The following is an 18,179-nucleotide window of genomic DNA, read 5'->3' as shown; positions in this document are numbered from 1 at the left end:
ACGGGTGGCGCCGTCGAGCCGGGACACCGCGGATCCGGTGCCGGCGTCCCTCGGGGAGGCGGTGGCGGAGTGCTCCACCGCGCAAGGCTGGGGCGGGGCTAAAAGTACTGAACGCGGGGGGGGTGTCGCATGAGCGACTCCTTGCAGTTCGGACGCGCCGTGACGGACGCGTCGACTGATGGAACCGCTCCCACTGGTGTCCATGAAGCTAGCGCCAAGTGACGGCAAAGAACAGAGGGGTTGCTGACTTTCGCCCCACTCGGGCCGTCGAATCTTTTCGACTCTCCACAAGCCTTGACCGCTCCGGGCCCCGTCCCCACTATGGGAGCGCTCCCACTGGTTCAAGGCTTGACATCTCCGAGTCGCAGGAGGAACCAGCACCATGCGCCCCCCACCCAGAAGACGTCGCGGTGCGCGGCGACTGTGGACCGCCGCGGCGGCCGCTCTCGCGCTTCCGCTGACGATGCTGTCCTCAGGATCAACTCCCGCTCAGGCTGCGGCTGTTCAGTGCAGCGTGGACTACCGGACGAACGACTGGGGCTCCGGCTTCACCGCGGATCTGACGCTCACCAACCGCGGCACGGACCCCATCGACGGCTGGACGCTGACGTACGACTACGCGGGCAACCAGAAGCTCGCGAACGGCTGGAACGGCAGCTGGTCGCAGTCCGGGAGGACCGTGATCGTGAAGGACGCCGGGTACAACGCCCGGATCGCCGCCGGCGGCGCTGTCACGACCGGCGCCCAGTTCTCCTACAGCGGCACCAACGCCGCACCCACGTCCTTCGCGATCAACGGCACCGCCTGCACCGGTGCCCACCAGCCGCCGATCGCCGTGCTGACCAGCCCCGAGGCCGGCTCCGTCCACACCCAGGGGGAGACCGTCCCGCTCGCGGCGACCGCGGCGGCGGCCGACGGCGCCACGATCACCAAGGTGGAGTTCTACGACGACACCGTGCTGCTGGGCACGGACAGCAGCGCACCGTTCACCCTCTCGATCGCCGGCTTGACCGTGGGCAGTCATTCACTGGTCGCGAAGGCCTACGACAGCATGGGGGCCTCCGCGAGCTCGACCCCGGTCGGCATCACGGTCGCCTCGGGCCCCGCCGTGGTGGCCACCCCCTCCCAACTGGGCGTCCGGCAGGGTGAGTCGGGCACGTACGAGGTGAAGCTGTCGAAGCAGCCGAGTGGGAACGTGACCGTCACGACGACCCGTGCGAGCGGTAACTCGGGGCTGTCGGTCACCGGGGGCGCCTCGCTCACCTTCACGCCGTCGAACTGGAACACCGCGCAGAAGGTGACCATCGCCGCCAACGGCTCCGGCACCGGCTCGGCGGTCTTCGAGTCCACCGCACCGGGGCACGGCAAGGCCTCGGTCACGGTGACGCAGCTGGGCGCGACGAAGACGTACGACGCGCGCTTCCTGGAGCTATACGGCAAGGTCACCGACCCGGCGAACGGCTACTTCTCGCCCGAGGGCATCCCGTACCACTCGGTCGAGACGCTGATCGTCGAGGCGCCGGACCACGGTCACGAGACCACCTCGGAGGCGTACAGCTACCTGCTGTGGCTGCAGGCCATGTACGGCAAGGTGACCGGTGACTGGTCGAAGTTCAACGGGGCCTGGGACATCATGGAGCGGTACATGATCCCGACCCGCGCCGACCAGCCGACCAACTCCTTCTACAACGCCTCGAAGCCGGCGACCTACGCGCCCGAGTACGACACCCCGAACGAGTACCCGTCCGCGCTCGACACGGGTGCTCCGGTCGGTCCCGACCCGATCGCGGCCGAGCTGAGGTCCGCCTACGGCACGGACGAGGTCTACGGCATGCACTGGCTGCAGGACGTCGACAACGTCTACGGCTACGGCAACGAGCCGGGCAAGTGCGAGGCCGGCCCGACGGCGACCGGCCCGTCCTACATCAACACCTTCCAGCGCGGCCCGCAGGAGTCGGTGTGGGAGACCGTCCCGCAGCCCACCTGCGACGCCTTCAAGTACGGCGGGAAGAACGGCTACCTGGACCTGTTCACCAAGGACGCCTCGTACGCCAAGCAGTGGAAGTTCACCAACGCCCCGGACGCCGACGCGCGCGCCGTGCAGGCCGCGTACTGGGCGGACAAGTGGGCCAAGGAGCAGGGCAAGGGCTCCGAGGTCTCCGCGACCGTCTCCAAGGCCGCGAAGATGGGCGACTACCTGCGCTACGCCATGTTCGACAAGTACTTCAAGAAGATCGGCAACTGTGTGGGGCCGTCGTCCTGCCCGGCCGGCACCGGCAAGGACTCCTCGCACTACCTGCTGTCCTGGTACTACGCGTGGGGCGGTGCCACCGACTCCTCGGCGGGCTGGGCCTGGCGCATCGGCTCCAGCCACGCGCACGGCGGCTACCAGAACCCGTTCGCCGCGTACGCGCTGAGCACCTACGCGCCGCTGAGGCCGAAGTCGGCGACCGGCGCGGACGACTGGGCCAAGTCGATGCAGCGGCAGCTGGAGTTCTACCGCTGGCTGCAGTCCTCCGAGGGCGGCATCGCGGGCGGCGCGACCAACAGCTGGGCGGGCCGGTACGCCACACCGCCGGCCGGCACGCCGACCTTCTACGGCATGTACTACGACGAGAAGCCGGTCTACCACGACCCGCCGTCCAACCAGTGGTTCGGCTTCCAGGCCTGGTCGATGGAGCGGGTCGCCGAGCTGTACCAGCAGACCGGCAACGCGCTCGCCAAGTCGGTCCTCGACAAGTGGGTCGACTGGACGCTGTCCGAGACCACGGTCAACCCGGACGGCACCTTCCGGATCCCGTCGACGCTCCGCTGGTCGGGCAGGCCCGACACGTGGAACGCCACGAGCCCCGGTGCCAACAACGGTCTGCACGTCACCGTCGTCGACTACACCAACGACGTCGGTGTGGCGGGCGCGTACGCCAGGGCCCTGACGTACTACGCCGACCGCTCCGGTGACACCGAGGCCGCGGCCACCGCGAAGAAGCTCCTCGACGGCATGTGGACCCACCACCGGGACGCCCTCGGCGTCGCCGTCCCGGAGACCCGCACCGACTACAACCGCTTCGACGACCCGGTCCACGTCCCCAGCGGCTGGACCGGCACCATGCCCAACGGCGACGTGATCAACGCCTCGTCGACGTTCGACTCGATCCGCTCCTTCTACCGGGACGACCCGGCCTGGTCGAAGATCGAGTCCTATCTGGCGGGCGGGGCCGCGCCCACCTTCACGTACCACCGGTTCTGGGCCCAGGCCGACATCGCCCTGGCCATGGGCTCGTACGCGGAGCTGCTCGAATAGCCCCCGCCGGCGCTCCGTGTGCCGGCCCCGGCACCTGACGCCGGGGCCACGGCGGCCGGGCGGGTCCCCTCGCGCACGGGGGACCCGCCCGGCCCTCGCACGCTCCCTCTCTCCCCTCTCCCCCCACTTTGAGGAAGGACCTCACCGTGCGAAGAACCCGCGTCCTGACGGCCGTGCTCGCGCTGGCGGCCGGCCTGCTCACGGGCGGCCCGCCCGCCCTGGCCGCCGGCGCCCCGGAGCCGGCCACCGCCCTCGCCGCCGACACCTACACCTGGAAGAACGCCCGCATCGACGGCGGCGGCTTCGTGCCCGGCATCGTCTTCAACCGCACTGAGAAGAACCTGGCCTACGCCCGCACCGACATCGGCGGCGCCTACCGGTGGCAGGAGTCGACGAAGACCTGGACCCCGCTGCTGGACTCGGTCGGCTGGGACGACTGGGGCCACACGGGCGTGGTCAGCATCGCCTCCGACTCCGCCGACCCCGACCGGGTGTACGCGGCGGTCGGCACGTACACCAACGACTGGGACCCGGGGAAGGGCGCGGTGCTGCGTTCCACCGACCGGGGCGCGAGCTGGCGGAAGGCCGACCTGCCGTTCAAGCTGGGCGGGAACATGCCGGGGCGGGGCATGGGGGAACGCCTGGCGGTCGACCCCCACCGCAACAGCGTGCTGTACCTGGGCGCGCCCAGCGGCAAAGGGCTGTGGCGGTCGACCGACTCGGGGGCGAGCTGGTCGCAGGTGACGGCCTTCCCCAACCCGGGCAACTACGTGCAGGATCCGGGCGACACCTCCGGATACGCCAGTGACAACCAGGGCGTCGTCTGGGTCACCTACGACGAGTCCACGGGCACGCCGGGAAGTGCGACCAGGACGATCTACGTCGGGGTCGCCGACAAGGAGAACGCCGTCTACCGTTCGACGGACGCGGGCGCGACCTGGCAGCGCCTTGCCGGCCAGCCGACGGGCCACCTGGCCCACAAGGGCGTCCTCGACGCCGAGAACGGCCACCTGTACCTGGCCTACAGCGACACCGGCGGCCCGTACGACGGCGGCAAGGGCCGCCTGTACCGGTACGCCACGGCGGCCGGCACCTGGACGGACATCAGCCCGGTGGCGGAGGCCGACACCTACTACGGCTTCAGCGGGCTGACGGTGGACCGGCAGCGGCCGGGCACGGTCATGGCGACGGCATACAGCTCCTGGTGGCCGGACACCCAGATCTTCCGCTCCACGGACAGCGGTGCGACCTGGACCCGGGCATGGGACTACACCTCGTACCCGAACCGGGAGAACCGCTACACCATGGACGTCTCGTCCGTACCGTGGCTGACCTGGGGCGCCCACCCGTCACCGCCCGAGCAGACCCCGAAACTGGGGTGGATGACCGAGGCGCTGGAGATCGACCCGTTCGACTCGGACCGCATGATGTACGGGACGGGCGCGACGATCTACGGCACCGAGGACCTCACCCGCTGGGACAGCGGATCGACGTTCACCATCACCCCGATGGTGCGCGGGCTGGAGGAGACGGCGGTCAACGACCTCGCCTCTCCCCCGTCGGGCGCCCCGCTGCTCAGCGCGCTCGGTGACATCGGCGGCTTCCGGCACACGGACCTGACGAAGGTTCCGTCGATGATGTTCACCCAGCCCAACTTCACCTCCACCACCAGCCTGGACTTCGCCGAGAGCAACCCCGGCACGGTGGTCCGGGCGGGGGATCTGGACTCGGGCCCGCACATCGCGTTCTCGACCGACAACGGCGCCAACTGGTTCGCGGGCACGGACCCTTCGGGCGTCAGCGGCGGCGGCACGGTCGCGGCGGGCGCCGACGGCAGCCGCTTCGTGTGGAGCCCGCAGGGCGCCGGGGTGCACCACACCACCGGCTTCGGCACGTCGTGGTCGGCGTCGAGCGGCATCCCCGAGGGAGCGGTCGTCGAGTCCGACCGGGTGAACCCGAAGACGTTCTACGGCTTCAAGTCCGGGAAGTTCTACGTCAGTACGGACGGCGGCGCCACCTTCACCGCGTCCCCCGCGACCGGGCTGCCGAGCGATGGCAGCGTGCGGTTCAAGGCGCTGCCGGGCGCCGAGGGCGACATCTGGCTGGCCGGCGGGGCGAGCGACGGTGCGTACGGGCTGTGGCACTCCACCGACGGCGGGAAGAGCTTCACCGCACTGCGGGGCGTCGACGAGGCCGACACCATCGGCTTCGGCAAGGCGGCGCCGGGCGCCTCGTACCAGACGCTCTTCACCAGCGCGAAGATCGACGGGGTGCGCGGCATCTTCCGCTCCACGGACCGGGGCGAGAGCTGGACCCGCATCAACGACGATGCCCACCAGTGGGGTTGGACGGGTGCGGCGATCACCGGTGACCCACGGGTGTACGGCAGGGTGTACGTGGCGACCAACGGCCGCGGCATCGTCTACGGCGACACCTCGGCCACCGGGGGCGGGGACGACGGCGGCGGAGGCACCGATCCCGGCCCGGATCCGGGGCCGACGGGCGCCTGCGCCGTGTCCTACGAGATCACCAACCAGTGGCCCGACGGTTTCCATGCCCAGGTCCAGGTGACCAACACCGGGTCGAACGCCTGGAACGGCTGGTCGCTGACCTGGTCGTTCCCGGACGGTCAGCGGGTGTCCCAGCTCTGGAACGGGGCCCACACACAGTCCGGTTCGGCGGTGACGGTGCGCAACACCGACTGGAACGGCACCGCCGCGGCGGGCTCGTCGGTCGGTTTCGGCTTCACGGCGAGCCGTTCGGCGACGAACACGGAACCGGCCGCCTTCGAACTGGACGGACGGGCCTGCACGGTGACGTGATCCGGCGGGACAACCCACACGGGGCACGTGCCGCGCTCGCGGCACGTGCCCCGTGATCCGGGCTCTCGGTTCTCAGGGTGTGTAGACCGCCGGCCGGGGCGGGGTCGGCATGTTGGCGCCGATGAAGAAGCCGGTGTGCGGCGGCTGGTTGTAGGCCGTGTTCTGCCAGGCCAGCGCGGTGCGGTACAGGGTGTCGTGCAGCAGGGTGGTGATCCTGATGTCGGTGTCGTGCGGGGTGGAGTAGATGCGCAGCGCGGTGTTGTCACCGGTGCGCCAGACGACCTCCTCGCGCCAGTCGCCCTGCTCGACGCCGTTCACGACGGCGCGGACGGTGTAGTCGGCGTGGGAGGGGGCGCCGGAGTGGAAGAACGTGGTGGAGCCGGTGATCGGGCTGGAGTTGACCTTCGTACCGGCCCGGTAGACGTTGAAGGAGACGTTGCCCGGGTCGGTGCCGAGCCAGCGCCAACTGACCAGATTGCCGCTGCCGTTGTACACGCTGACGACGCCCCGGTCGAGCCTCTCGACCTGCCGTGTGGTGGCGGCCTCGGCGGTACCGGTGCCGAGGCCGGTGAGCCCGGCCCCGGCGAGGGCCGCGGCGGTGAGGACCGCGGGAAGGGCGAACCGGCGTCCGCGTTGCCTGTGGGGATGCTGCACGAGACGGACCTCCAGAGAGGACGAATGGATTCCGTCTCTCAGTCGCCACCGGCCCCACCCGGGTTGCCGTACTCCGCAGGGGAGTTCACCCGTCCCCGGGCACCGGCGGCTTCCGGAACGCCCGTAGTCGGAAGACCGGGTCCGGGCGGGGACGGTCCTGGTCGGGGAGGGCGGCGAGGGCGGTGGCGAAGCCGTCGGCGCGGGGGTCGCCCGGGGGCAGGGTGACGAACCAGCCGCGGCGCAGGTCGGCGATGGTGCGGCGGGGGCTGCGGCCCTGACCGTGGCCCCGGAACACGGCCTGTCCGGCCGGGACCAGGCCGTGTTCGGCGGCGCGGGCCGTCACGTCTGCGGCGGCGTCGTGCACCGGGCTGCGCGGGCGGGCGGCGAGGACGGCGTCGATGTCGCTGCCCACACGGTGCGAGGCGCCCTTGTCGACGGTGGTGACGTACACCCCGCCGGGCCGCAGGACCCTGGCGCACTCGCCGATGAGGGCCCGCACGTCCTCCGGGCCGGACACCAGGTGCAGCAGCCACACGCTGACGACGGCGTCGAACCGGGCGTCGCCGAACGGCAGCCGGCGGCCGTCGGCGCGGACCACGGCGCCGGGCAGTCGGGCCGCCGCCCTCCGGGCCATCGCCGACGCGAGGTCGACACCGGTCACGCGCAGGCCGTCCCGGGCGGCGGGGAAGCGCCGGGTCACGATGCCGGTGCCGCAGGCCATGTCCAGCAGATCCCGCGCGCCGACCGGTATCAGGTCCAGTACCGCCTCCGCGGCCGCGGCGGCCCGGGGCTCACCGCCGCGTGAGGCGTCGTACCGTTCCGCTTCCTCGTCGTAGTCGAGCACACACCTCAGTGTGCACCGTGAGAGGGCACCAAGTCCTGTACTCTACGCGCCAGTTCGAGGTCCTTCTCGGTGACGGCGCCGCCCGCGCTGTGCGTCTGGACGGCCAGGGACACGGTGTTGTAGCCGAGGGTGAGGTCGGAGTGGTGGTTCAGCTCCTCCTGCACCTGGGCGACGTGGACGACCATCGCCGTCGCCGCGAAGTGGGAGCCGAGCCGGTAGGAACGGGTGAGGCGGCCGCCGTCGAGCGCCCAGCCCGGCAGGTCGGCCAGCCGCTCCTCGATCTCCTTCGGCGACAGCGGTTCGTCGGACATGGGCGCGCTCCTCCTCGGTCCCCTGCGGGCCGGTTCCTGCGGTGGCGGGGCTCTGTCCCAGCGTGCCACAGGAGGAGCCGCGAGGTCCTGGTCAAGGCGGTGCGGCTCCCCCGTACGGTGTCCTCCCGGCCGAGGACCGGGATCGTCCGGAGCGGGGGCGCCGGTCCGCGACCCGTGAGAGGGTCGGTGCGGCATGGCAGACTGAACCGGTGTCCGGGGGCGTTGGGGAGACGTGGCGTGAGTGAACGGCGGGCCGCACCCACCGTGGGCCAGGTGGTGCTCGGCAGGCGGCTGCAGGAACTGCGGGAGACGGCGGGCCTCACCCGTGAGGAGGCCGCCCGGGTCCTGCGGGTGGCCCCCGCGACCGTACGGCGGATGGAGACGGCCGAGGTCGCGCTGAAGATCCCGTACGTCCAGATCCTGCTGACGGCCTACGGGGTGCGGCAGAGCGAGGCGGCCGCGTTCATCGGGCTCGCGGAGGACGCGAACCGTCCGGGCTGGTGGCAGCGGTTCCACGACGTGCTGCCCGACTGGTTCAGCCTGTACGTGAGCCTCGAGGGCGCCGCTCGCATCATCCGGTCCTACGAGCCGCACTTCGTGCCGGGGCTGCTGCAGACGGAGGACTACGCACGTGCCGTCCTGGAGGCCGGGACGATCGGGAACCAGGGGCCGGAGGCGGTCGAGCGGCATGTGTCGCTGCGTCTGGAGCGGCAGCGGCTCCTCGAACGGCCGGATCCGCCCCACCTGTGGGTGATCATCGAGGAGACGGTGCTGCGCAGGCCGGTGAGCGTGGACGGCCGGGTGATGCGCGACCAGTTCGACAAGCTGCTGGAGTGGTCCGAGCGGGACCGGATCACCGTCCAGGTCGCCGAGTTCGCCGACGGCCCGCACCCGGGGACGTACGCGCCGTTCTCGCTGTTCCGTTTCGCCGAGCCGGAGCTGCCGGACATGGTGTTCACCGAGTATCTGACCGGTGCCCTGTATCTGGACTCCCGCAAGGAGGTCTCGGCGCACCTGGAGGTCCTGGACCACATGGTGGCGCGGGCCGCCACCACCCAGCACACCCAGAAGCTGCTGCGGGAGTTCCGGGACGGCTACTGAGCACCGCGCCCCTCCTTCCCGCGGTCCCCGTCACCTCCGTCCTTCTCGTCGTCGACGATCTCCGCGTCGACGACGCCCTCCTCCTCCTGCGGCGCGGTGTGCTGCCCGGCGTCGCCGGTGGACGTCTGGTCGGCCTGGGCGTACATCGCCTGGCCCATCTTCTGGCTGACCGCGGCGAGTTTCTCGACGCCGGCGCGCAGGGCGGCCGTGTCGGCGGACTGCTCCAGCAGGGGCTTGAGCTCCGCGACGGCGCCCTCGACCTCGGACTTGGTTTCCGCGGGGATCCGGTCACCGTTGTCCCGGATGAACTTCTCGGTCTGGTAGACGAGTTGCTCGGCCTGGTTACGGGTTTCGGCGGCTTCGCGGCGCTTGCGGTCCTCGTCGGCGTACTGCTCGGCCTCGCGCATCATGCGGTCGATGTCGTCCTTGGGCAGCGCCGAGCCGCCGGTGACGGTCATCTTCTGTTCCCGGCCGGTGGCGAGGTCCTTGGCGGAGACGTGCATGATGCCGTTGGCGTCGATGTCGAAGGCCACCTCGATCTGCGGGACGCCGCGCGGCGCCGGGGGCAGACCGGTCAGGTCGAAGACGCCGAGCTTCTTGTTGTACGCCGCGATCTCGCGTTCGCCCTGGTAGACCTGGATACCGACCGAGGGCTGGTTGTCGGTGGCCGTGGTGAAGGTCTCCGAACGCCGGGTCGGGATGGTGGTGTTGCGTTCGATCAGTTTGGTCATGATGCCGCCCTTGGTCTCGATGCCGAGGGACAGCGGGGTGACGTCGAGCAGCAGCACGTCCTTCACGTCGCCGCGGATGACACCCGCCTGGAGGGACGCTCCTACGGCGACGACCTCGTCCGGGTTGACGCCCTTGTGCGGGTCCTTCCCGGTGAGTTCGCGGACCAGGTCGGTCACGGCGGGCATCCGGGTGGAGCCGCCGACGAGGATGACGTGGTCGACCGCGGAGAGCTTGACGCCGGCGTCCTTGACGGCCTGGTGGAAGGGCGTCTTGCAGCGCTCCAGCAGGTCGGCGGTGAGTTCCTGGAACTGGGCCCGGGTGAGTTTCTCGTCCAGGTGCAGCGGGCCGTCGGCGGAGGCCGTGATGTAGGGCAGGTTGATCGTGGTCTCGGAGGAGGAGGACAGCTCAATCTTGGCCTTCTCGGCGGCCTCCCGCAGCCGTTGCACGGCCATCTTGTCCTGCGCCAGGTCGATGCCGTACTGGTTCTTGAAGCGCTGGGCGAGATGGTCGAGGAGGCGCTGGTCCCAGTCGTCGCCGCCGAGGTGGGTGTCACCGTTGGTGGCCTTCACCTCGATGACTCCGTCGCCCATCTCCAGGAGCGACACGTCGAAGGTGCCGCCGCCCAGGTCGAAGACGAGGACGGTCTGCTCGTTCTCCTTGTCCAGGCCGTACGCGAGGGCCGCCGCCGTGGGCTCGTTGATGATCCGCAGGACCTTCAGCCCGGCGACCTCCCCGGCCTCCTTGGTGGCCTGCCGCTGGGCGTCGTCGAAGTACGCCGGGACGGTGATCACGGCGTCCGTGATGTCTTCGCCCAGGTAGGACTCCGCGTCCCGCTTCAGCTTCTGCAGCACCCGGGCGGACAGTTCCTGCGCCCGGTAGCGGGTGCCGTCCACCGAGCCCTGCTCGGGGAAGTGCCACTGGCTGTCGCCCATGTGCCGCTTGACCGAGCGGGCGGTGCGGTCGACGTTCGTCACGGCCTGCCGTTTGGCGACCTCGCCGACGAGCACCTCGCCGTTCTTGGCGAAGGCCACCACCGAGGGGGTGGTCCGCGAGCCCTCCGCGTTGGCGACGACGGTCGGCTCACCGCCCTCCAGCACGGCCACCACCGAGTTCGTGGTTCCCAGGTCGATTCCGACCGCACGTCCCATCGCTGTCCCCTTCCGCCAGGGCACACCTCTTCGGACCTCAAGGTTTCCAGCACAAAACTTGAGTGGGCTGTTGTCAACAGTTTACGTGGGCCGTTTGTCAACCGCTCGTTCAGGCGGCCACACGGCGCAGGCCGCCCCGTCGGGGCGGCCTGCGGTGTACTGCGGAGGGGCCGACGGGTCAGGAGAGCTTCGCCGTCAGCGTGATCTCGGTGCCCTTCAGCGCCTGGCTGACCGGGCAGTTGACCTTGGCGTCCTCGGCCGCGGACTGGAAGGCCGCCTCGTCCAGGCCGGGGACGGTGGCCTCGACGGTGAGGTGGATCCCGGTGATGCCCTCACCGGGCACGAAGGTGACGTCGGCGGAGGTCACCAGGCGGGTCGGCGGGTTGCCGGCCTTGTCGAGGATGTTGGAGAAGGCCATCGAGTAGCAGCTGGAGTGCGCGGCGGCGATCAGCTCCTCGGGGCTGGTCCTGCCGTTCGCCTCCTCCGCTCGCGACGCCCAGGTGACCGGCTGCTCACCGATGCTGCCGGAGGAGTCGAAGGTGACGACCCCGCTGCCCTTGAAGAGGTTGCCTTCCCAAACGGTGTGTGCGGAGCGCGTGGCTGCCATGACGCATCCTTTCGAAAATGTCCGGCCGTGTGTCCGGTCCGTGCTCTGTCCGGGGCCGCCCGGGCCACCGGGATTCCCGACCCCATCCGATCACACTACGGCTCGACTCACCCGCAGGACCGGCCCCTCACCCGGAAGACCGGCTCGCCCGGGGTCAAGCCGCGCGTTCCTGGCCGGGACGGGTCGGCCGGGCGAAGTCACCGGACTCGGCCAGCCAGCGGCGCAGTACCCGGTGGACGTGTTCGGCACCGACGAGTTCGGTTCCGTCGGCGACCGGCGGGGACAGCGCGACCGGGGACAGCAGGAAGGGGTGGGACTGGGCGCCGCCGAGGCCTCCGTGGGAGCCGATCTGCTCCTCGAAGGCGTGGACCTCCCCGGTGGCGGGGTCGTGGGAGGAGTTGACCATGATGTCGGCGGTGTGCGGGAAGGAGTGGGTGCGGCGTATGACGTCGGCGGCGCCCGGCCCGAACGCGGCCAGGGGGCCGGGATCGTCGCCGAGTGCGTCGAGGGGGATCTCCGCGCCGTGCGCGCCGAGGACGACACCGCCGTGCCGTTCGCTGCGCACCAGCAGGAAGCCGATGCCGGGGTGGTTGGCGAGGGTCGGCAGCAGTGCCGGATGGCGGGCGTCGATCTCCTCCTTGCTCATCCGGTGCGGCACGTCCGGGAAGGAGACCAGGCCGAGGTTGCCGGAGGCCAGCACGACGGGCTCGGAGCCGCGCGGGGAACGGTACTGCTCGACGCCCTCCTCGACCGGCCGGTGCAGTGCCGCCCGGACCGCCGCGCGGGCCTCGGCGCCGCTGTGGGTGCGCCGCGCGCGGCGCGGTACGGGCAGTCCGCAGCCGGCCCGGACCAGGTCGCCGAGGGTGAGGCCGTAGCGGGCGCGGAAGGTCTCGCCGGGGCTCTGGCCGTGGTCGGAGAGGACGACGATCCGGTACGGACGGGGGGCGTGCCCGGCGACGTGCTCGATCAGGGCGAGGGAGCGGTCGAGGCGTTTCAGGACCTTCTCGGCGTCCCGGCTCGCGGGGCCGGAGTGGTGGGCCACCTCGTCGTAGGCGACCAGGTCGGCGTAGACGGAGGTGCGGCCGGCCAGCAGGTCGCCCATGACGGCGGCGACGACCACGTCCCGCTGGACGACGGTCGCGAAGGCCCGCACGAACGGGTAGAGCCCGCCGCGGGACACGCGGGGGAGCTGCTTGGTCCACCGGGCCCGGGTGGACTGGGCGATCTCGCGGACCACCTCGGCACCGAAGGACAGGGCGGTGCGCACGGCGTTGGCCGGGTCGGAGAAGTAGGCGAAGTAGCCCGAGCGGGAGCGGTTCTCCCGGGTGCGGCGGCGTGCGGTGATGGACAGCACCAGGGCCTGTTCGCCGGCGCCGCCGCTGAACAGGTTGCCGCGGCTGGCGCCGTCGGCGGCCAGCAGCCCGGCATGGCCGGCGTGGCGGGCGGCCCGCCGCTGCAGCTCCACGGCGCTGGTGGGCCGGTTGCAGACCATCACCTCCCGGCGGTCCTTCTCGTACCAGCGGAAGGCGGGGACGTCGTGGTTGCTGCCGTGCAGGATGGCGAGCTGACTGGCGCCGGTCTGGCTGGACCAGTCGGTGTGCCAGGAGGTGAGGCGGTGGGAGGGGGGACGGGTGTCGTCGGCGCCGAGCCAGCGGGCGACGGTCGGCATCAGGCCCCGGTCGACCGCCTGCAGCAGGACGTCGTGGCCGACACCGTCCAGTTGCAGGAAGACGGTGCCGTGGGTGGCCGGGACGGGCGGTGCGGAGCCGCGGCGGCGGTAGGCGAGCCGGTAGAGGCGGCGGCGGTAGGCGTCGTCGTCGCGCACGGCGAGGGCGGCTCCGGTGGCGGAGGCGACGGCGGACATCACGGCGGCGACCACGACCGCGGTCTCCCACGCGGCGGTCCCGCGTTCGATCGGGTTGAGCCGCAGCGCCAGCAGCAGCAGCGCGCCGTTGAGGAAGAACACCAGCAGGCCGAGGACGAGTGCCGGTACGAGCAGCAGCAGCCGCACCAGCAGCGGCCACACCAGCGCCGACAGCAGACCGAAGGCACCGGCGCCGAGCGCGGCGGTGACCGCGATGTCGGTGGCGCTGTCACCGTCGGCGGAGCGCAGCCGGAAGTCGGGGAGGATGCCGGCGAGCACCAGCATGGTGAGGGTGGCGACCGCCCACACGGTGACGCTCCGCCCGATCTGACTGGCGACCCGTCGCCACCGCACGCCACCCACGCCCAGTCCACCTCACGTCCCGGCTCGTCGCCGCCACCAGCCAGAACGGCCCGCGAACCGGCCCCTGCCCGTACCCACCCTGCCACAACGCCCGGAAGTGCCGATTCGTCCCCGAAGGGCCCGGGAAAAGGGCCGGGGGCGGCTCAGCGGCCGTCGTAGCCGGCCGTCGGCATGGACAGGCGGCGGTGCACCCGGGCCTTCATCGCGGCGTCGTACGACGGTTCGGCGCGGCCGACGGTCTCCACCCGTACCCCGCGCCGCGCGCACTCGGCGGTGAACTCCTCGACGGAGGCCAGGGCGCTCTCCAGCACCCGGCGGCTGGGCGCCACGAACAGATCGGCGCCCGGCCGTACGCCGTCCCACAGAAGACCGTGGTCGCAGCGCAGTCCCCGCACCAGCAGCTCCCGGGTCACCACGTAGCCGCGTTCGCGGGCCCAGTGGGCGCACATCTCGTGCTGACTGCGGGAGTCCACGAGGAAGGGGTCGGCGTCCAGTTCCGCCAGCGGTGTCAGACTCGCGATCGCCGTCACCCGCACCGCCCCCATGGCGCCCCCTCACCTCCGGACTGCGCCGCCGACCCTACTCCTGCGCGTAGGCTTCGGGGAGTCGCGGAGGGAGGCGGAGAGGTGCCGGTGGAGATCACCTGGTGGGGGCACGCCACCTGCACGGTCGAGGACTCGCACACCCGCGTGCTCACCGATCCCCTGTTCGCCCGCCGCCTCGCGCATCTGCGGCGGCGGCGCGGTGCCGTGCCACCGCCGGGCGCCCGGCACGCGGACGTGGCGCTGGTCTCCCATCTGCACGCCGATCATCTGCATCTGCCCTCGCTGGCGCTGCTCGCCCCGGGCACGCGCCTGCTCGTGCCCCGGGGCGCACGCCGCGCGGTGCCGGGGCTGCGCCGGCTCACGCACCTCGAGGTGAGCGAGGTGGCACCCGGCGACGTGCTGACGGTCGGCGGCCTGGCCGTACGGGCCGTGACCGCCCGGCACGACGGGCGGCGGCTGCCGCTCGGACCGCACCGCTCCCCCGCGCTCGGCTACGTCGTGGAGGGCGAGGCGCGCACGTACTTCGCGGGCGACACCGGCCTGTTCGACACGATGGCCAAGGAGGTCGGGCCGGTCGACGTGGCACTGCTGCCGGTGGGCGGCTGGGGCCCGTACCTCGGTGAGGGGCACCTGGACGCGGCGCGCGCGGCCGAGGCGCTGGCCCGGCTCGAGGCGCGCAGCGCGGTGCCGGTGCACTACGGCACGTACTGGCCGATCGGCATGGACGCCGTGCGTCCGCACGAGTTCCACTCGCCGGGCGACGAATTCGTACGGCGGGCGGCCCAGCAGGCACCCGGGGTGCCGGTGCACCGGCTGGGGCACGGGGAGAGGGTGCGTCTGGGAGGCCCGCGGTGATTCTGCCCGCCGCCCTGATACAGGCGGCCGGTGCGCCCGTGTCGGCCCTGGCCTCGTTGGCCGCCCTGGCCGCCCCTGCCGCCCCTGTCTCGATATTCGCCGTGCCGGTGACCGTGGTTCCGGAGTCCACCCAGCAGGCGATCGGGTATCCCTCGCTGTTCCTGTTGGTGCTGATCGGGGCGCTGGTGCCGGTGGTGCCGACGGGGGCGCTCGTGAGTTCGGCGACGGTGGTCGCCTTCCACCGGATGGCGCCGCTCTCGATGGTGCTGGTGTTCGCGACGGCGTCCCTGGCCGCGTTCCTCGGGGACGTCGCCCTGTACTGGCTGGGGCAGCGCGGGATGCGGTCGCGGAACGGTTCGCGCTGGCTGGAGGCGATCCGGGCGCGGGCGCCGGAGGACCGGCTGGCACAGGCACAGACCAAGCTCGCCGAGCACGACGTGACGGTGCTGGTGCTGTCCCGGCTGATTCCGGCGGGGCGCCTTCCGGTGATGCTGGCCTGCCTGATCGCCGAGTGGCCCTTGCGCCGCTTCGTCCGCGGCAACCTGCCGGCCTGCCTGGCCTGGGCGTTTACGTACCAGTTGATCGGTGTCCTCGGAGGCTCGCTGTTCGAGGAGCCCTGGCAGGGCGTGCTCGCGGCGATCGTCCTGACCGTCCTGATCAGCGCGGCCCCGAGCCTGGGGCGGCGCCTGCGGGGCTGACCACCACCGGCCGGAGCCTCCCGGGGCCCGCGGGAGGGGCTCTTATCGCTGAGCTTCGTCGCGGAGGTCGTCGAAGACCGTCCTCAGGTGGTCCAACGCACTTCGCACGTGCGGAAGTTCCAGCGGCTCGGGCGAGGCGAGGCATTCCGCTCGCCGCTCGACGGTGTCGCCGAGCAGGGGCGCGGTGGACAGCCGTACGCGCGGCGCCTCGAGGTCGTCGCCGAAGCGGTGGCCGCCCGGCGCGGGCATGCCGAGCCGCCCGGTGAGGAAGTCCTCCAGTTCCTGGGCGTCGCCGACGCCGTGCGCGGTGAGTGCGGGGGCCAGCGGCGTGAGGTCGACGTAGAGGTGCCGTCCGGCCTGCGGGGGGCGGGCCAGGGCTCCCGCGGCGACGACCGCATCCCGCGCGGCGGCGGCCACGCGGGCGTGCAGGCGTACGGTGGCGGCCGTCCGCGCGGTGACCGGTTCCGGCTCGGCCAGCGCGTAGGCCACCGCGACGGAGACCGGGGCGGCCACCCGCGCGTCGAGCGCGGTCAGTACGTCGAGCACGCGCGCGTGGAGCGCGCCACCGTCCGCGCCCGCCGGGAAGCGGCCGATCGCGGCGGGCCAGCCGGACGGGAGCAGGGCGCCCGCCAGGTCGGTGACCACGGTGACGTGTTCGGGCAGCATCTCGGCGGGGCTGAGCAGCACGGTCTCGCGCGGTGCGTGCAGGGTGTCCCGCCAGGTCTCGTCGCTGACCAGGTGCAGCCCCTCGGCGACGGCGGCCTCGACGGTCTCGTGCAGCAGTTCGGGCGGGGCGACGGTGGCGGTGGGGTCGTCGGCGACGGAGAGCACCAGCAGACGCGGGTCACCGCCCTCGGCGCGCACCCGCCGCACGGTCTCCAGCAGGGCGTACGGATCGGGGACGCCGCCGCTCTCGGGGGGCGTCGGCACGTGGAAGGCGGGGCGGCCGAGCAGCCGGGCCTCGGGGGCCCACCAGGCGGCGCAGGGCCGGGGCACCAGTACGTCCCCGCCGACGGCCGCGGTGAGCGCCATGAGGAGGGCGGGCGCGCCAGGGGCGACGGCCACCCGGTCGGGGGCGGCGGGCAGACCGCGCCGGTCGCCGTGGCCGCACGCGGCGTCCAGCAGGGCGGGGCCGCCGCCGACCGGCTCGGCCTGCGCGCAGGACGCGGCGGCGGCGAGGGCGGCGGAGAGTTCGGGCAGGACGGGCAGCCCGTCCTCGGGCAGTGCCGGTCCGAAGCGGACAGGGCCGTGCCCTCCGGGGTCCGTCCGCCGCATACGCACCTCCGCGCAGTGTCTGGTGCCCCGGCGCGCCCACGGGGGTCACCCGAGTCGGTCACCCTGGTCAGTACCCACGGTGCCACTCCGCGCGGACGGCCGCGGGCCGCTCGGGGAACATCAGCGGCCCGTACGCGCGGTCCTGTCGCGGTACAGCCGGTGGGCTGCGGCGCCGAACGCGCCCGCGATCAGCAGGCCGCCCGCGGCCAGGGCGGGAACGGAGTCGTCGAACCCGCCGCCCGTGCCGGCGTGGACACCGCCCGGGACCGCCGTGCCGTCGCAGTCGGCGCGCTCGCGTTCGGGGCAGTGCGAAGACGGGGGCGAGGGAGAGGTCGCGCCGGAACCGCCGGGGTGGCGGGCGACGGTGAAGGAAGCACTCCACGGCTTGCCCTTCTTCCCGGGCGCGGCAGGACATGTGCCCTCGACGGTCCGCGCGGAGTCCTCGCCGGCGGGGTCGGCCTCGGTAACCGCGGAGAGCGGATCGATGTCGTAGAGCGGGTCGGCCTCGTCCGGGGGGTCGGTCTCCTCCGGGGGTTCGGTCTTCCCCGGCGGATCGGGTTCGTCGAACGGGTCGCCGCCCGGGCCCCCGGCACCCCCGGCACCCCGGATGTTCGCGGTGCCCCGGTAGGCCGGGCCGGACTCCTCCTCGTCGGAGCCGGCCACCTTCTTCAGTTCGACGACGCCCTTGTCGAAGGCCTCCGAGGTCGCCTCGATGGTCTCCGGCGGGCGGCCGTCGACCGGATCACAGAGGACCGAGACGGTGACGGTGCCGCCCGGGGCCGGCCTGCCCGGACTGACCTCGGCGGACGGATCCGCGAACACAGCCGCGAACGCGGTCGGTGCGAGCGCGCCGAGCACGGTGCCGGCGACGGCGGCGAGAGACAGGGCGCGGGCGGTGCGGCGCATGGTGCGGGCTCCTTCGGGCGACGGACGGGGCACGGTGGTCCCGTTCGCAGAAGTCGCGCCCCGCATCCATCCCAGCCCGTCGGCCGCGGCACCGCGCGCGGCCGGCCGCCGTTGGTGGGGCGGGCACACCCGAGTGGGTGAAAGGCCGGGCAC

General features: G+C 72.3%; 14 protein-coding genes and 1 pseudogene. 5 read left to right on the top strand and 10 right to left on the bottom strand.

Annotation, left to right across the window (positions count from 1 at the left end):
- Window positions 1-382: 382 nt before the first annotated feature.
- Window positions 383-3,301 carry a glycoside hydrolase family 48 protein gene (locus tag DIZ27_RS00980; RefSeq protein ID WP_109376328.1) on the top strand — a complete coding sequence of 973 codons (2,919 nt, stop codon included), beginning with the start codon at window positions 383-385 and terminating at the stop codon, window positions 3,299-3,301.
- A 146-nt stretch (window positions 3,302-3,447) separates the two neighbouring features.
- The gene (locus DIZ27_RS00975) at window positions 3,448-6,123 is read left to right on the top strand and encodes a cellulose binding domain-containing protein (RefSeq protein ID WP_109376327.1); all 2,676 of its coding nucleotides are present in this window, start codon (window positions 3,448-3,450) and stop codon (window positions 6,121-6,123) included.
- Window positions 6,124-6,195: 72 nt separating this feature from the next.
- Here the strand turns inward: DIZ27_RS00975 and DIZ27_RS48660 are convergent, their stop codons facing one another.
- From DIZ27_RS48660 to DIZ27_RS00960, 4 genes and pseudogenes are all read right to left on the bottom strand, one after another.
- Window positions 6,196-6,369 carry a hypothetical protein gene (locus DIZ27_RS48660; RefSeq protein ID WP_375231923.1) on the bottom strand — a complete coding sequence of 58 codons (174 nt, stop codon included), beginning with the start codon at window positions 6,367-6,369 and terminating at the stop codon, window positions 6,196-6,198.
- A 41-nt stretch (window positions 6,370-6,410) separates the two neighbouring features.
- Window positions 6,411-6,777: pseudogene (locus tag DIZ27_RS48655) on the bottom strand (rhamnogalacturonan lyase); the annotation flags it as partial.
- Between the two features lie 85 nt (window positions 6,778-6,862).
- Window positions 6,863-7,621, bottom strand: a complete 759-nt coding sequence (locus DIZ27_RS00965) for a class I SAM-dependent methyltransferase (RefSeq protein ID WP_109376326.1) — start codon at window positions 7,619-7,621, stop codon at window positions 6,863-6,865.
- A gap of 5 nt (window positions 7,622-7,626) precedes the next feature.
- The gene (locus DIZ27_RS00960; protein WP_109376325.1) at window positions 7,627-7,932 is read right to left on the bottom strand and encodes a 4a-hydroxytetrahydrobiopterin dehydratase; all 306 of its coding nucleotides are present in this window, start codon (window positions 7,930-7,932) and stop codon (window positions 7,627-7,629) included.
- A 237-nt stretch (window positions 7,933-8,169) separates the two neighbouring features.
- Between DIZ27_RS00960 and DIZ27_RS00955 the strand changes: the two genes are divergently transcribed.
- Entirely contained in the window at window positions 8,170-9,033 is an 864-nt protein-coding gene (locus DIZ27_RS00955; protein ID WP_109376324.1) for a helix-turn-helix transcriptional regulator, read from the top strand.
- On the opposite strand, the gene dnaK is transcribed toward DIZ27_RS00955, so the two are convergent.
- From dnaK to DIZ27_RS00935, 4 genes are all read right to left on the bottom strand, one after another.
- Window positions 9,027-10,913, bottom strand: coding sequence for a molecular chaperone DnaK (dnaK, locus tag DIZ27_RS00950; RefSeq protein ID WP_109376323.1), 1,887 nt, complete (start codon window positions 10,911-10,913; stop codon window positions 9,027-9,029). The genes DIZ27_RS00955 and dnaK overlap by 7 nt on opposite strands.
- 178 nt (window positions 10,914-11,091) lie before the next feature.
- Entirely contained in the window at window positions 11,092-11,520 is a 429-nt protein-coding gene (locus DIZ27_RS00945; RefSeq protein ID WP_109376322.1) for an OsmC family protein, read from the bottom strand.
- Window positions 11,521-11,674: 154 nt separating this feature from the next.
- On the bottom strand, window positions 11,675-13,693 hold the full coding sequence (locus DIZ27_RS00940) for a phage holin family protein (RefSeq protein WP_181383347.1): 2,019 nt from the start codon (window positions 13,691-13,693) through the stop codon (window positions 11,675-11,677).
- Window positions 13,694-13,890: 197 nt separating this feature from the next.
- Window positions 13,891-14,292 carry a hypothetical protein gene (locus DIZ27_RS00935; RefSeq protein ID WP_109376320.1) on the bottom strand — a complete coding sequence of 134 codons (402 nt, stop codon included), beginning with the start codon at window positions 14,290-14,292 and terminating at the stop codon, window positions 13,891-13,893.
- A gap of 81 nt (window positions 14,293-14,373) precedes the next feature.
- Between DIZ27_RS00935 and DIZ27_RS00930 the strand changes: the two genes are divergently transcribed.
- Together DIZ27_RS00930 and DIZ27_RS00925 are read left to right on the top strand one after the other, a co-directional pair.
- A complete protein-coding gene (locus DIZ27_RS00930) occupies window positions 14,374-15,147 on the top strand; it encodes an MBL fold metallo-hydrolase (RefSeq protein ID WP_109376319.1) in 774 nt (257 codons plus the stop codon).
- 92 nt (window positions 15,148-15,239) lie between these two features.
- The gene (locus DIZ27_RS00925) at window positions 15,240-15,845 is read left to right on the top strand and encodes a DedA family protein (protein ID WP_258308201.1); all 606 of its coding nucleotides are present in this window, start codon (window positions 15,240-15,242) and stop codon (window positions 15,843-15,845) included.
- Window positions 15,846-15,887: 42 nt separating this feature from the next.
- On the opposite strand, the gene DIZ27_RS00920 is transcribed toward DIZ27_RS00925, so the two are convergent.
- Complete coding sequence (locus DIZ27_RS00920) at window positions 15,888-17,120, bottom strand: aminotransferase class I/II-fold pyridoxal phosphate-dependent enzyme (protein WP_109376318.1); 1,233 nt, start codon at window positions 17,118-17,120, stop codon at window positions 15,888-15,890.
- Between the two features lie 120 nt (window positions 17,121-17,240).
- Window positions 17,241-18,026 carry a hypothetical protein gene (locus tag DIZ27_RS00915; RefSeq protein WP_109376317.1) on the bottom strand — a complete coding sequence of 262 codons (786 nt, stop codon included), beginning with the start codon at window positions 18,024-18,026 and terminating at the stop codon, window positions 17,241-17,243.
- Window positions 18,027-18,179 lie beyond the last annotated feature (153 nt).

The sequence above is a fragment of the Streptomyces sp. NWU339 genome (assembly GCF_003143855.1).
GTDB lineage: Bacteria > Actinomycetota > Actinomycetes > Streptomycetales > Streptomycetaceae > Streptomyces.
Note: the sequence above shows the minus strand (reverse complement) of the source record. Positions and strands in the feature narration are given on the sequence as shown.

Excerpts from the sequence above, each read along its gene's own strand:
- DIZ27_RS00980 (WP_109376328.1), top strand. The coding sequence starts at position 383 with ATGCGCCCCCCACCCAGAAGACGTCGCGGTGCGCGGCGACTGTGGACC.
- DIZ27_RS00945 (WP_109376322.1), bottom strand. The coding sequence starts at position 11,520 with ATGGCAGCCACGCGCTCCGCACACACCGTTTGGGAAGGCAACCTCTTC.
- dnaK (WP_109376323.1), bottom strand. The coding sequence starts at position 10,913 with ATGGGACGTGCGGTCGGAATCGACCTGGGAACCACGAACTCGGTGGTG.
- DIZ27_RS00960 (WP_109376325.1), bottom strand. The coding sequence starts at position 7,932 with ATGTCCGACGAACCGCTGTCGCCGAAGGAGATCGAGGAGCGGCTGGCC.
- DIZ27_RS00915 (WP_109376317.1), bottom strand. The coding sequence starts at position 18,026 with ATGCGCCGCACCGCCCGCGCCCTGTCTCTCGCCGCCGTCGCCGGCACC.
- DIZ27_RS00920 (WP_109376318.1), bottom strand. The coding sequence starts at position 17,120 with ATGCGGCGGACGGACCCCGGAGGGCACGGCCCTGTCCGCTTCGGACCG.
- DIZ27_RS00935 (WP_109376320.1), bottom strand. The coding sequence starts at position 14,292 with ATGGGGGCGGTGCGGGTGACGGCGATCGCGAGTCTGACACCGCTGGCG.